Source organism: Bartonella sp. AA126HLJHH (assembly GCF_042197425.1).
Classification (GTDB): Bacteria; Pseudomonadota; Alphaproteobacteria; order Rhizobiales; family Rhizobiaceae; genus Bartonella.
Genome location: NZ_JBHIRU010000002.1, coordinates 220,247 through 234,562, shown reverse-complemented (window position 1 = coordinate 234,562; position 14,316 = coordinate 220,247). Strand labels below are relative to the sequence as shown.

At 36.2% G+C, this 14,316-nt stretch carries 11 protein-coding genes; 3 read left to right on the top strand and 8 right to left on the bottom strand.

The window, feature by feature from the left end:
* Position 1 precedes the first annotated feature (1 nt).
* The 6 genes from ACFIQC_RS02205 to tatA all read right to left on the bottom strand — a co-directional run bounded on the left by ACFIQC_RS02205 (position 2) and on the right by tatA (position 5,058).
* A complete protein-coding gene (locus ACFIQC_RS02205) occupies positions 2-1,183 on the bottom strand; it encodes a peptidoglycan DD-metalloendopeptidase family protein (RefSeq protein ID WP_375706681.1) in 1,182 nt (393 codons plus the stop codon).
* Positions 1,184-1,338: 155 nt separating this feature from the next.
* Entirely contained in the window at positions 1,339-1,998 is a 660-nt protein-coding gene (locus ACFIQC_RS02200; RefSeq protein ID WP_375606265.1) for a protein-L-isoaspartate(D-aspartate) O-methyltransferase, read from the bottom strand.
* Positions 1,999-2,131: 133 nt separating this feature from the next.
* Positions 2,132-3,409 carry a serine--tRNA ligase gene (serS, locus tag ACFIQC_RS02195; protein WP_375706680.1) on the bottom strand — a complete coding sequence of 426 codons (1,278 nt, stop codon included), beginning with the start codon at positions 3,407-3,409 and terminating at the stop codon, positions 2,132-2,134.
* A gap of 61 nt (positions 3,410-3,470) precedes the next feature.
* Positions 3,471-4,220, bottom strand: a complete 750-nt coding sequence (gene tatC / locus ACFIQC_RS02190; protein WP_375706679.1) for a twin-arginine translocase subunit TatC — start codon at positions 4,218-4,220, stop codon at positions 3,471-3,473.
* A gap of 30 nt (positions 4,221-4,250) precedes the next feature.
* Positions 4,251-4,691 carry a twin-arginine translocase subunit TatB gene (locus ACFIQC_RS02185; protein ID WP_375620752.1) on the bottom strand — a complete coding sequence of 147 codons (441 nt, stop codon included), beginning with the start codon at positions 4,689-4,691 and terminating at the stop codon, positions 4,251-4,253.
* 55 nt (positions 4,692-4,746) lie between these two features.
* A complete protein-coding gene (gene tatA, locus ACFIQC_RS02180; RefSeq protein ID WP_375706678.1) occupies positions 4,747-5,058 on the bottom strand; it encodes a twin-arginine translocase TatA/TatE family subunit in 312 nt (103 codons plus the stop codon).
* Between the two features lie 1,643 nt (positions 5,059-6,701).
* On the opposite strand from tatA, the gene ACFIQC_RS02175 reads away from it, so the two are divergent.
* The 3 genes from ACFIQC_RS02175 (at position 6,702) to pgsA (ending at position 10,591) form a co-directional block, all read left to right on the top strand.
* Positions 6,702-7,565 (top strand): 23S rRNA (adenine(2030)-N(6))-methyltransferase RlmJ, encoded by an 864-nt coding sequence (locus tag ACFIQC_RS02175; protein WP_375706677.1) that lies wholly within the window; start codon positions 6,702-6,704, stop codon positions 7,563-7,565.
* A 392-nt stretch (positions 7,566-7,957) separates the two neighbouring features.
* On the top strand, positions 7,958-9,937 hold the full coding sequence (gene uvrC / locus ACFIQC_RS02170; protein WP_375706676.1) for an excinuclease ABC subunit UvrC: 1,980 nt from the start codon (positions 7,958-7,960) through the stop codon (positions 9,935-9,937).
* Between the two features lie 72 nt (positions 9,938-10,009).
* The gene (pgsA, locus tag ACFIQC_RS02165) at positions 10,010-10,591 is read left to right on the top strand and encodes a CDP-diacylglycerol--glycerol-3-phosphate 3-phosphatidyltransferase (RefSeq protein ID WP_273723320.1); all 582 of its coding nucleotides are present in this window, start codon (positions 10,010-10,012) and stop codon (positions 10,589-10,591) included.
* Positions 10,592-10,925: 334 nt separating this feature from the next.
* On the opposite strand, the gene ndk is transcribed toward pgsA, so the two are convergent.
* Positions 10,926-11,348, bottom strand: a complete 423-nt coding sequence (ndk, locus tag ACFIQC_RS02160; RefSeq protein ID WP_375706675.1) for a nucleoside-diphosphate kinase — start codon at positions 11,346-11,348, stop codon at positions 10,926-10,928.
* Positions 11,349-11,615: 267 nt separating this feature from the next.
* Positions 11,616-14,204 (bottom strand): BafA family autotransporter, encoded by a 2,589-nt coding sequence (bafA, locus tag ACFIQC_RS02155; protein WP_375706674.1) that lies wholly within the window; start codon positions 14,202-14,204, stop codon positions 11,616-11,618.
* Positions 14,205-14,316: the final 112 nt, after the last annotated feature.

Below are 14,316 nucleotides of genomic sequence, written 5' to 3'. Positions count from 1 at the left end.
ATTAGTTTTCTAAATATTTAAGGGGATCAACAGGTAATGAATTCTTACGCATCTCAAAATAGACACGTGGCGTTTTAACATTTCCTGAAACACCAGATTTAGCAATCTCATCACCGCGCCTTATCCTTTGTCCTTTGTTAACAACAAGCTTACTATTACATCCATAAATAGTGATAATATCATTTTCATGTCGAATCATCACAACATTACCAAGCTCTTTTAATCCATCTCCCGCGTAAATAACCACACCATTTTCTGCCGCCTTTACCGAAGACCCTTCAGGCACTGCAATATCTATTCCTCGATTCATTACTGTTCCCTTTTTTTGACCGAACTGGCTTAATAAACGCCCTCGTACTGGCCAACGCATCTTAGAAATTCCTGTGGCTTGCGGAGTCGTCATATTATCTGTATTCGTAACAGTACTTGACAAACCAGTCTCATGTTTCAATTGCGTCATCTGTTTAGAAATTTTTTTCTCAGAACTTGATTTGTTCATCTTTGCAGAGGGTGGCGTTGTTACAGGAGCTTTATATATAGGAGAGGACTTCTTGTTTTTTATAGAGGACATCACTTGAGATTGGGATGCAGATTCTGTTGTTGACACTGCCCAATCGTTATTATTGTGTGCATTTGAAGCTGCTAATGTACGCCTGCTTGGAACAACAAGGACCTGACCGATATAAATGGAATTGCCGTTTATACCATTTGCTAATTTTAATGCCTCAACACTAACCCCTACTTGTCGTGCAATACTGAGCAGTGTATCTCCACTCTGAACAATATAAGAATTCCGCCGAAAAATAGGAGATTTATCCATTTCTGAACGAGAAAGTGTTCCAAGATTACGTGGAGGGGCGCCCATAACGCGACCATCAGAAGAAGTTATCCTATCTTGATGTGGAAAATTATAGGGGGAATTATCATCTCCCCACGAATCATCGCTTGATTCCACAGGTGGCAATTCAGTGCTTTGTATCATACCACTACCGTATGATAGCATTCGCGGATCTGTATACATAGTACTTGATATATTTGATTGAGATGATACCGTACGATGAGAGAACGTATTGGAAAAACGCTGTGTACCAGAACTACAACCAGCAACAATAGTTACCACCGCTAACAAAGTTATTCTCTGAAAATTATGCTGGAAAATATTATCCAAAGCTTTTAGACACATCGTTTTGCTCACTCATCAATAATCAACTCACTCCATTAAAGCTTTTTTAAATTACCGAAGAGTTAAAATGAGATGTTTTATTCATAAATATCTTTATATAAGATCAAAATGAATTTAACGTAGGCAATTTGCAGAAATTTCTTAGCTTTTAAAAATTAAAGTATCTCCGCAATGCCTTTAATAAAAGGTTGGTAACGCACTTGGAACAGTTCTAAACACTCAAATCGACTACCGATTTTTGTATAGCGCGTCACCGTTTGTACCCCTTCGTCAGGTCCTATCGCCTGAATGAGAATTCCATTTTCAGCTAAAAGTTCTAAAAATTCCTTGGGTTCATCAAAACGTGATGGCCAAATAAGAATGCGATCAAATGATCCTAAGCCTGTCACACTATGACTTCCATCAATTTGCCGTATAACAATATTTTCAATTCCTAAAGTTTGAAATTTTTGTCGTGCTAAATCAACAAGCGTTTTATAACGATCAATCGTTGTCACACGGTCACTCAGACATGCTATAAGAGCAGTACAAAAACCAGATCCTGTACCAATTTCTAAGACACGATGCCTTTTTTTCAACGATAATGCCGAAAGAATTAAGAGTTGTTCTTCCAAACGTTCCATATATTCACCACACTCAAGGGGAATAACTTTATTATCATAAGCACTATTGAACCAAGGAGCAGCAACAAACTGTTGACGCGGAATTTTCTCTAATGCAGAAAAAAATCGCACGTCATCAATGCCTTTGCTACGCATTTTCAGTACAAGAGCGGCTAACTCCTCACGAAATTGTAAAATACCCTTTTGCCCCATAGTATCATTCAATCTCCAATGAAGGTGCACTTTTATCATACTGACAAACTGCTTCTTTTAAAATGGCAAAAACTTGCGCCTGTGTATCATCACCTCTTGGCAATAAACGCATATTGTCTCTCCTTTCGTAAAATTAAGCAGTAATACAGCGCATGCCTCCCATATAAGGTTGTAAAACATCTGGAATAATAATTGATCCATCAGCCTGTTGATAATTTTCAAGTACGGCAATAAGACAACGTCCAACAGCCGTACCAGAACCATTAAGGCTATGAACAAAATGCAATTTTTTATCGCCGTCTTTACGATAGCGCGCATTCATACGACGACCTTGAAAATCTCCACAAACTGAACAGCTAGAAATTTCACGATAACATTCTTGACCAGGAAGCCAAACCTCGATGTCATAGGTTTTACGCGCTGCAAACCCCATATCACCCGTAGAAAGAACCACTGTGCGAAAAGGCAAATCAAGCCGTTTTAATATATCTTCTGCACATTCAGTCATACGTTCCAATTCAATTAAAGACTGCTCTTCACTGGTAATCGAGACCATTTCAACTTTCCAAAATTGATGCTGACGCAACATACCGCGCGTATCACGACCGGCTGCTCCAGCCTCTGAACGAAAACAAGGAGATAAAGAAGAAAATCGCAGTGGTAAATCTGATATTTCAAGAATTTCATCGTTAACCAAATTAGTTAATGGTACTTCTGCAGTAGAAATAAGCCATCGACCATCTGTTGTCTGAAAAAGATCCTCTGCAAACTTCGGCAATTGTGCTGCTCCGTAAACAATCTCATCACGAACAAGAAGAGGTACTGAGACTTCTGTATAACCATGCTCATTCACATGCACATCAAGCATAAATTGTCCTAATGCTCGTTCTAGCCGAGCTAACGCCCCTGAAAGCACTGTAAAACGTGTTCCAGACAAACGACTAGCTCGCTCAAAGTTCATTTGTTTGAGATCTTGACCAAGATCAAAATGTTCCTTTGGTGTAAAATTAAATGTTGGAGGTGTACCAAAATGTCGAATGACGACATTATCACTTTCATCTTTACCTTCTGGAACATCATCTAATGGAATATTTGGAAGTGCTGAAAGAAGTTTCTCAAGACTCTCCGTCAGCTGTTTTTCTTCCACTGTTGCAGAGGAAAGAAAAGCTTTAATCTCTTCAACTTCAGCTTTAAGACGTTCAGCCATTTGCTGATCCGATACCGCTAAAGCCTGTCCTATTTCCTTTGAAACAGCATTGCGACGTTCCTGCGCCAATTGCACCTTAGCAATATGCGACCGACGTGCAAGATCAAGTTGTATTAACCTTTCAGCTTGTGGCTCAAGACCTCTACTTACGAGTGCTTTATCTAATTTCTCAGGATTGTCACGAATCCACTTAATATCAAGCATAAAAATTCCTCATTTATATTGTTTTTATTCATTCCTTATCGCATAAGATTATACACTTTTCTTAAGCGGATTTTCTTCTCTTTTCTATACTGTAAGCAATTAAAATTGAAATCTCGTAAAGTGCTATCGTTGGTAAAGCCACTGCAAACATCGTAAAAAAATCCGACGGCGTTATGATTGCCGCAATGATAAAAGAGAGCAAAATAGCCCATTTTCGTTTAGACACCAAATCATGAGACGTTAAAAATCCAATTTTTGTTAAAAGACTGATGACAAGAGGTAATTGAAAAATCAAACCAAAAATTAGGATAAATGATGTCATAAAGCCCAAATAATCAGAAATACGCACTATAAACTCTATTTTTAAATGAACATCTGGAAGAAATTGTTGAGAAAGGCTAAACCATAGTATTATTGGCGCTAATAGACCATAAACAAACGCTCCCCCAATACAAAATAAAATAGGCCCCCCAATGAGAAATGGTAAAAAAGCCATCCGCTCATTTTTATAAAGCCCTGGTGCAATAAAACTATAAAACTGAAAAGCCGTATAGGGAAAAGATAAAATAATTCCCCCAAAAGCAGAAAGCTTCATCTTCGTTAAAAAAGTTTCCCATACTTGCGTTGATTGCAAACGAATACCCTCAGGGTTACCCCCTGCTATTTTCATTGCCCACTGATATGGCCATAGTAAAAAATTTAAGATATAATCTTTAACAAGAAAACACATCATAAAAGCGATCATAAATGCAACCAAGGCAGAAATAATTCGCTGACGAAGTTCAATTAAATGTTCTAAAAGTGGAGCCATATTAGCATCAACTTCATTTTTTTTTTACATTCATGACACATCTTCTTTTTCTTTATCTTTAGGAGAAACAAAAATGTTTTCAGAATGATGAGAAGCTATAGAAACTGTCATATCTTTCTTGATTACCTTTTGATCACATTCCAAAATTTCTTTATCTTTTTTTGATTTATGATGCGTTTCCTTAACATCCCAATTATCGTGGATATCCTCTAATATATTTTGAGTGGGATCAAAAGTTTCTGCCAACTTCTTGCTTGAATTGCTAATATCCGAACATACTTTTTGCAAATCATCGCGCTCGATTTGTTTTATTACATCATCAAACTGATGACGAAATTCATTTGCTGTTGAATACACATACGCTCTTATCTTTGCTACTGTCTTTAATATTTTAGGTAAATCTTTTGGTCCAACGACAATGATGAGAACAAGTAAGATTACGATAAACTCTGGTCCGTCAATCCCAAACATCTCTTAATTCGACTTTCTCATCAAAAAATATTGCACAATGATGATTGCGTTTTTGTTACTGTTTTTTAGCAACAGATGTTTTGCTTTTTTTAGAAACAGAAGAAACCTTTCTGCGCGCTGTTGCATGTTTTACCGATAACGGTTGAGATTGTTGAGATTGTTGAGATTCTACATCAATCATTTGGGAAGTAGGAGCCATTTCAACTTTATCCTCAATGCCGTCATCTTCTTCTTTCATATTTTTTTTGAAGGCTTTAATTCCTTTAGCAACATCGCCCATTAATTCAGAAATTTTACCGCGACCGAAAAGCACAAAGATAATCAATAAAATTATAATTAAATGCGTTGGTGAAAAAATATTACCCATTATTCTCTCTAACTTTATGCTTTTAAATTTGATTTCATTTATCCATGCTTCCTCTGAAGAATGTATCAAATATAATATCTTACTTATATATTTTCTTCTTAACTTAAAAGCAATTACACGCTTTTATTGCAAAAAGAACTTTTTATCCTCTCATCCTTTTTTAGCGTATTATAACACAAACCATTCAAAAATGATAAACCACTTCATACAAAGTTCAAAACACTTAAAAACTTTTCTAAAATAACTTCATCTGATCTCTTAGGTTACTCATCTTCCTGTAAATACTATAGCCAATGTCTTTCCTTTTAAACAATGCTTTACATATCATTACAAACATTTCCGCCAAATTATCCTTTACTGATAAAAATCATAACATGCTGTAAAACATTTTACGTATTCAATTAAAAAAATCAGAAAGAAAAATCTCTAAAAAACTTTCTTAACACATCATCAGTCTCTTCAAAAACGATCATCTTACGCACAACATTTATTCTTTGCGTTGGGGTGGAAATTTTATCATCCATTATTCCATATACAATACGAAATATGAGCCATCATAGCATTCAATTAAATATCTGGCGTGTAAATAAAACTATTAGCGGAAAGAGTAAAAATGTACTTTATGAACCAACTCAAGTGCCAAGAGGTATGGCAATACTGCTAAAAAATAAAAAAGGTACCAGCTTGTGCCTTTATTCAGTAAAATACCTCCATATAACCAGCTCTCTAAACCACTGTATGCTCTAACTATTACAAGTCTCCGGATTCTGGGCATGCGTTCTCATAATATCATGTGTTTAACCTATCTCAGTATTGAAAACAGAATGGGCATGAATAGAAAATTACATTCAATCAAAAGCATGGTATCGAAGCATAATCCATATAAAAAGAATTTCTTATCCTAGCCTTTTTTATAAGATTACCTCATAAAGTCGCTCGATAATACAGTGTTAGATATAGATAAACCTATTTACTTTAGTTTAAAATTCCTCATTTTGATTGAGATAGCTTGCAGAGCACATATCAATTTTCAAAAGTTTTATTTTAGCATCATACACAATAACCTAGCTATTTAGCGTGTATAATGTAAAGCTTTGGCTCCGCTTAAAGCAATGAAATTCATTCACACTTTTACAAAAATCTATCACTATAACACCAGCACTTTATTGCTCTATCCATAATTTTACGCTTGCTAAAAAACTTATAAATGTAACAATGTTTTTATCAAGCATTTGAAATTCTTTAATCTTTAAACAAGAAAATTGATGAATGAATTTGAAAGATACCCTTCAATTTTTCAACAAACTTCACTAATATTCTCGTTAATTGAGTTTTTTTATAGTTTTCCTGAAAGAGTCCGCGGTCATAAAAAAATTCTCTTACAACATAAATATCTCTATTGAAATGTTTGGTCTCTTCTTGTCTATCTTTCATATAAAAAAATTAAAATTTTAACGATTAATCTCATAATATAAAAATAGCCTTGTGAATAAATGCTCTAATGACATTAATATTTTTTCTGTAGTGTATAATTTGGGAGTGAGGGTATTGTTTGATTTCTACAAGAGTATTTTTATGGATATCAATTCTATTATTCTATGCTAATAATCCGGTACAGTTATACATATGATAGAGTTTACTCCATGAATTATCGGCATATTTATCATGCTGGCAATTTTGCTGATGTTTTTAAACACATTATTGTCACTCGCATTGTAGAATATCTCAAACGCAAAGAAAAAGCTTTTCGCGTTATAGATACGCATGCTGGAATCGGTATTTATGACCTTTCTTCTTTAGAAGCACGTAAAACAGGAGAGTGGCGCGAAGGTGTCCAACGACTTTTTTCAACTCCTATCCCAGAAGATTTAAGAACACTCCTTTGTCCATGGTGTGATATCATTGATGCCCTCAATAAAGGGGAAAAAGAAATTGTATTTTATCCTGGATCTCCTGTTCTTATTCGTCAATTATTACGGAAACAAGATCGCCTCACCGCAATAGAATTGCACAATGAAGATTATCATATTTTAGCAAAAAACTTTGCAGGAGATTATCAAACAAAAGTTCTGCATTTAGATGGTTGGCTTTCCTTAAATGCTCATGTACCACCAAAAGAAAAACGTGGTTTTATCCTTGTTGACCCTCCCTTTGAAAAAGCTGGAGAGTTTTCCCGCCTTATTGATGGATTAACGAAAGCCTATCGTCGCTTTTCTGGAGGAATCTACGCTTTATGGTATCCTGTTAAATATGACAAAGAAATTGAAAGTTTTCTTCAAGCGCTTTATCAAACCGGAATTCCTAAGATTCTACAGCTTGAAATGCGTATCCGAAAAAATTCAAGTCCACCGACAATGAATGGAAGTGGTATGATTATTATTAACCCTCCCTACCTTTTGGAAGAAGAAATGAAAAAACTCAGCCCCTTTCTTATCAACCGTCTTGGACAAGATGAAAATGCCAAAATAACGCATAAGTGGCTTCAAAAAGAACATCTATTATTTTAGATCTTTCTCTAATATTTTTCCTAAATCAAATATCATGTTGTAAAATACAAAGGCATTAAATGATAAAGTTCTTTGATTCTTTGGATAATATCAACATATTATAATGGTAAGCTAATAACGATCAGCGTGAATTATTTTTTTTAGAAAGCCTATCCTCTTAATCATCATGGATTTCTTATTTCAATCATTTTAATGGATAAATTGGGCAAATTCATAAAGCTGTCTTAGAATAACAACTCTCATATTTTTTATGAAAGATCGGCTCTCTAAAATCATACTCTTATGTTATAAGATATTATTTATAGAAAAAAATATAAAGACATAAATAATCATTATTTAACAAAAAAGAATATTTCATATATTAAACAAACAACATATTCGTAATAAACGGAATGGTCCTGAAAAATAATACAAATTGTCCGCAAAATGAACGGGAAAATCTTTCTTTTCTCTCTAATATTACATGGCATAATGCTAATCAAAGCAATGAGAAAAATCAATTCCAAGGTATCAAGTTCATACAAGAGTTTGTTAGACACCTTCCGCATAAGCCAGGGGTTTACCGGATGATTGGTGAAAATGGTGATATTCTTTATGTTGGCAAAGCCCGTAATCTCAAAAAACGTGTTTCAAGCTATACACGTGAACAAGGACACAATAATCGTATTACCCGCATGATTCGTGCAACATATCATATGGAATTTATCGTCACCCATACAGAAACAGAAGCACTCCTTTTAGAAGCCAATCTCATCAAAAGATTGCATCCACATTTTAATGTACTCCTACGTGATGATAAAAGTTTTCCTTATATTATGATTACAGATGATCATCAAGTGCCTGCACTTTACAAACATCGTGGTGCTCGAACACGAAAAGCTCACTATTTTGGTCCTTTTGCTTCTGCTGGTGCAGTGACACAAACAGTTCATATTTTACAACGCGCCTTTTTATTACGAACCTGTACTGATTCAGTTTTTGAAAACCGTACACGCCCCTGTTTGCTTTATCAAATTAAGCGATGTTCTGCACCTTGTACTCATGAAATTAGTGACAGTGATTATAAAGAACTGGTGAAAGGAGCAAAAGCGTTCCTTTCGGGAAAAGATCAATCTATTAAAAGCGATATGGTTCAAGCTATGCATAAAGCCGCAGAAAATCTTGATTTTGAACAAGCAGCTTCCTATCGTGACCGCTTATCAGCCCTTTCTCACATACAAAGCCATCAAAGTATTAATCCTCAAACGATAAAAGAAGCGGATGTATTTGCAATTGCGCAAAAAGAAGGAATGACCTGTATTCAAGTGTTCTTTTTTCGCATGGGGCAAAATTGGGGAAACCGTGCCTATTTTCCTAAAGCAGATCCCTCTTTTTCCCGCACTGAAATTTTAGCGAGTTTTCTTGCCCAATTTTACGATGATAAACCACTTCCTAAAAGCATCCTTTTATCTGAAGAAATTGAAGAAAAGGCACTTCTTACAGAGGCATTTAGTCTTAAAGCAAATCACAAAGTGTCCCTCTCTTTACCTAAACAAGGTGAACGAAAAACTCTTGTTAATCGTGCCTATCTCAATGCTCATGAAGCACTTGAACATAAGCTTTCTGAAACAGCCACCCATACAAAATTGCTTCAAGGTCTTGCTAAAACATTCCAACTACCTTTTCCTCCACGCCGGATAGAAGTCTATGACAATTCTCATATCATGGGAACAAATGCTGTAGGAGCTATGATTGTTGCTGGTCAAATGGGATTTATTAAAAATCAATATCGAAAATTCAACATTCGCTCAACAGATATCACGCCTGGCGATGATTTTGGCATGATGAAAGAAGTGATTAAACGAAGATTTTCACGCCTTATCAAAGAGTATGATCTGCCAAATAGAAGTCATGACATAAAAGATGATGATCTTTTTCCCATTTGGCCTGACCTTATCTTAATCGATGGTGGTGAAGGACAAATCAACAGCGTACATGCAATACTTGCTGAATTACAATTAAATGATCTCTTCACAGTTGTTGGAATCGCCAAAGGTGTTGACCGTCATGCGGGACGTGAACGATTTTTTATAAAAGGTATTCCCCCCTTTACACTTCCTCCACGTGATCCTATCCTCTATTTTTTGCAACGTCTGCGTGATGAAGCACACCGTTTTGCGATTGGAACTCATAGGATAAAACGAAAAAAAGCAACATTCAAAAACCCACTTGATGAAATCGAAAATATCGGTCCGACAAGAAAGCGTGCATTGCTTCATCATTTTGGAAGTGCCAAAGCTGTTGCTAGTGCCTCATTTGAAGATTTAAAAAAAGTTACGGGAATCTCTATGACAATTGCACAAAAAATTTATAACCATTTTCATGAAAAATAGGCTTGTTTCATAACCTTCGCCTTGTTACGTTTAGGAAATATATTCTCTTTCAAAAGAATTAAAAATGGCTCCATGAAAAATCATACTTTTTCTTTTCCAAATATTTTAACTTATGCACGAATTGTTGCAGTCCCAATGGTTGTTGCATGCTTTTTTTTAGAAGGGCGACTACAATCAAGTGATATTACTCGCTGGATTGCTGTTTCTATTTTTATCGTTGCATCCATTACTGACTTTCTTGACGGTTACCTTGCTCGTATTTGGGAACAAACATCCAATATTGGTCGCATGTTAGATCCAATTGCCGATAAACTTCTCGTCTCTGCTTGTTTGCTCTTGCTTGCCGCAGACAGTACCATCGCTGGGTGGACACTATGGGCAGCTATTATCATTCTTTGCAGAGAAATTCTTGTATCAGGATTACGTGAATATTTGGCTGAGTTAAAAGTTAGTGTTCCTGTCTCTCGTCTTGCAAAATGGAAAACTTTTGTACAGATGATCGCTATTGTATTTCTTTTAGCTGGACCAGCCGGTAATAAAATTTTCCCTTACACAGTAGAGTTTGGCATTACTATGCTGTGGATTTCTGCCCTCCTTACATTGTGGACAGGGTGGGATTATTTTCGTGCAGGTTTAAAACACGTTATCCTATGAATAGTATGGAATTTTATAATGATGATTTATCTTTTTGTACTTAAATAAGAGATGAGAATAGCATAAGATTGATTTATTTTAAATCTATTAATGATAGATCAATAAAATGCTTTTTTGCACATTACAAGTAAGGGTAGCGTGTAGATAAAAACTCTTCAGAAAAGAGTAAATAGCCTTTATATTTTCGTAAAAGCAGCTGCAATATTAAAAGCTAAAAAAACGATTAATGCTCTATATGCTTTCAAAAAAATCTATAATCTTATAAGCAAAAAACCGAAACATAGTGTTTCGGATTTTTGCTTCTTATATGCGCTTTATTATTATAAACGCTTTATTAACCAACAATTTCTACCTCAGGAAACCAAAAGGCGATTTCTGTTTTTGCCGTTTCAGCACTATCGGATCCATGGACAGAATTTTCGCCAATCGATAAAGCATGAACCTTACGAATTGTCCCTTCTTCTGCATCACTAGGATTCGTAGCCCCCATTACTTCACGGTTTTTAGCTATTGCATTTTCACCTTCCAAAACTTGTACAACGGTTGGACCAGAAGACATGAATTCAACCAATTCACTAAAAAAAGGACATTCTTTATGAACAGCATAAAATTTTTCAGCCTCACGTTTGCTCATCCAGACACGTTTAGACGCAATAACACGTAGCTCCGCATCCTCAAGCATTTTAGTAATTGCGCCAGTCAAATTACGACGGGTTGCGTCTGGTTTAATCATCGAAAAAGTACGCTCTAAAGCCATTTAACCACCTTTATTTCATTTATAATATTCTCTAGCCATTTCTATAGCGAGCAAGGAGCCCTTTGCCAAGTGACTCTGCAAAATTCTATACAAATTCTCAAAAATATAGAATGAATTATAAAGAAGACTTTAATAAAAACACCTGCAATTGCTCATCCCATCATAAAGATGCGCTACCGCTCCTTAGCAAAGGTTGAACTTCTTTTATATTCCTCAACGCTTTCCATCAAAATTATCATTGAGATCAATTAAAAAATAACCATATCGTTAGAAACTATAGCGTACACCTAAAACACCCTGAAGGGACTGTTTTGTTTTACGCCCTTTAATATAATGTGCCTCACCATATAACTTTAACTTCTCACTCACTAAACTGCTTAAACCTATTCCTAATTTACCTGCATTCCCCGATAAGTCAGTGGTAAATGGATGACGTTGATTAATTAACGTTTGATTGTCATCTTTATTCTCACGCAACCATGCTGCTGTAATATACGCAAGCGATGAGGAATCCATGTGTGAACCAAATTCATACCCTAAAGATAAGCCAACCTCACTGCGTAATGAAGTGAATGGACGCATGTCACCTGTCATATCATTCGATAACTTGATTTCTTTACCCTCAACTTGTAACCATGTAAATTGTCCATAAGGCTGTAACCAACTGTTCTTTGACGTCTTAAGTCGATAACCAGCTTCAAAGGAAGTTCCCAATGCCCTTTGAGTATATGTTCCTTCAATCTCTAAACCATTCGTTGATACGGCTTTTAGAGTATTTTGATAATGATTGTATTTTAAAATACCATCGAGATACCATCCACTATGATCAAAATAAGTGACATAAGCGCCAATACCATAAGTATTGATTCCACTGTTACCCCCCCGTGCATGCGCAACACGGGCACGATCATAACTGCCAAAACCACCTATATAAAACTCTCCATTTTCCCACTCGCCTAAACCATTGATCCCCAAAACGATACCGGTCTGATCCAGTTTAAAATCTATATGCTCTGTCGCAATGCTCTCTTTAGATTTAATCGCATAGGTCCATAAAGCTGCATTCTTTTTACTTTTATCTAGAATTCCTCTTCCCGCACGTACGGTTTGCATTTCATTGTGAAAAATCATCGCTGGAGCCGCAGACATAGACAATACCGCATCTGTAGAGGGAGTGGTCAAAAAGTGAGAAACTGAAAGTTTCTCACTCAATTGTGGAAAAGGTTGTTCTTTATGAACTGGACGCAAAGTCATTTGATCGGCTAAAGATTGAGAAGAGGTTGAAACAGCAGTTTGTTGTTTTTCATCAGAAAAAGGATGAAGACCTGATAGAGGAAACGCTACAAGAGTCTGATTTTCTTGAGAGGGAGATACAGAAACACTAGAGACATTCTGTGCCCCTCTTAAATGACGTGGAGGTCGTGGTTTAGATGGCTGTTTTTTAGTAAGTGGACGAGGACCGGTATTTTTTCCTTCAGAAGAAGCCCCTTGATCAGACTGTATACCCGTATCAGCAGACAATGCAAGAGGAATCTTCGCTTTCTTATTCACACACTCTACTTCAGAATTAGAACCTTCCGTATCTCCAGAAGCTCTACTTAAATACCAAATTGTAGCACTACCACTAGAATCAGCACATCTTCCTCTCTTCACTAAGCGATACTGATAGGTTCCACCATCAACAGCTGTAATGTCCTTGCCCAAAAGATCTGCCAGAGTAAAATTAGCTCCGCCATTGTGGCTTCTATCGGTAATTAACGGAAGCTCAGTAACCAAACTATTCCTTTGTGAGAGAGGACCTGTAATTTCACGTCCAGAATCTGCAATATTTATTTTGTGATTCCCTGAGCCCTCACCAATCAACAAATAATCACTCGCATCCCACGTAGCGCTAATATTGAATCGAAAATGTAAATCCCCTGAAAGTCTCTCAACATAAAGTGAAATATGACGTGGATCATACGGAATAGAAGAAAAAATAACAGTCCCACCCTGCCCCCCTAAATCTTTAATTTTAATCTGTGGTTTTTCTCCTATCTTCCGTTCACCAACCTCAAATATTATCTCATCCACGCTCTCTTCTATAGGAATTTTTTTCTTAGTTATATGATTTGTCCTATCGCCAGCGAATAAATAAAGTTCTCCGCCACCATTGATCCTTACTTCTCCAACGACTTCTTGTACACCAACATGGAACCACGATTTAGCAAAATCGGTAATTGTTAAAGTATCTACAAATCCCATAGGATATACAACTTGAATAGCTTGATCCTTCAAAGTAGTTTTCACAGACTCCCCTAGTGCTAAGACATGCTGTCTCCCATTCCCAGAAACTTCTGTAAACATTGCTCTCCCCCCTTCCTTTCTTTGCCCCGCATAAATATTTTGTTCTCCATCATTTCCCACTTTCGCATACCAAGCACCTCCCCCATCATACACATTCTGCTGCCCTATTGCTCCATCTACACCAGTAACTGTGGAATTATATGCACTACTCCGTCTCAACACGCGTGTAAGATCAATATTGGGCTCTTCATGAATAAACTGCTTACCACCTCTAACTTCAGCATTAATTGCAGTTCCTCCGCGTACAACTATCTGCATCCCACCTTTTTTAATATTAGATCCTACGGAGGATTTTCCATTATCAACAAGCTCTACATCACCATCTTTGAGAATAGTATTATTGCGAAAAAAATTAGACATCAGTGCTATTTTTTTTTCTTCCTCTTCTCTATTTACCACATGTGTTGCTCTTGTTAGCACTCTATTCCTACTCTCAACTGCACTTGCAGATTGCACAAGACAACTACTGATCATCAATACTGAAAAACTTAATTTGTATCTATACCGCATTATCCACACTCCACTCTCAATTATTTAGAAAAATACCCCGCGGCTACATAGGTAGCTCGTTTTAGATTGTATCATAATGTGTTTTATTTATGTCTAAATACAATTTTTTAGT

Excerpts from the sequence above, each read along its gene's own strand:
- ACFIQC_RS02205 (WP_375706681.1), bottom strand. The coding sequence starts at position 1,183 with ATGTGTCTAAAAGCTTTGGATAATATTTTCCAGCATAATTTTCAGAGA.
- ACFIQC_RS02200 (WP_375606265.1), bottom strand. The coding sequence starts at position 1,998 with ATGGGGCAAAAGGGTATTTTACAATTTCGTGAGGAGTTAGCCGCTCTT.
- serS (WP_375706680.1), bottom strand. The coding sequence starts at position 3,409 with ATGCTTGATATTAAGTGGATTCGTGACAATCCTGAGAAATTAGATAAA.
- tatC (WP_375706679.1), bottom strand. The coding sequence starts at position 4,220 with ATGGCTCCACTTTTAGAACATTTAATTGAACTTCGTCAGCGAATTATT.
- ACFIQC_RS02185 (WP_375620752.1), bottom strand. The coding sequence starts at position 4,691 with ATGTTTGGGATTGACGGACCAGAGTTTATCGTAATCTTACTTGTTCTC.
- tatA (WP_375706678.1), bottom strand. The coding sequence starts at position 5,058 with ATGGGTAATATTTTTTCACCAACGCATTTAATTATAATTTTATTGATT.
- ACFIQC_RS02175 (WP_375706677.1), top strand. The coding sequence starts at position 6,702 with ATGAATTATCGGCATATTTATCATGCTGGCAATTTTGCTGATGTTTTT.
- uvrC (WP_375706676.1), top strand. The coding sequence starts at position 7,958 with ATGGTCCTGAAAAATAATACAAATTGTCCGCAAAATGAACGGGAAAAT.
- pgsA (WP_273723320.1), top strand. The coding sequence starts at position 10,010 with ATGAAAAATCATACTTTTTCTTTTCCAAATATTTTAACTTATGCACGA.
- ndk (WP_375706675.1), bottom strand. The coding sequence starts at position 11,348 with ATGGCTTTAGAGCGTACTTTTTCGATGATTAAACCAGACGCAACCCGT.
- bafA (WP_375706674.1), bottom strand. The coding sequence starts at position 14,204 with ATGCGGTATAGATACAAATTAAGTTTTTCAGTATTGATGATCAGTAGT.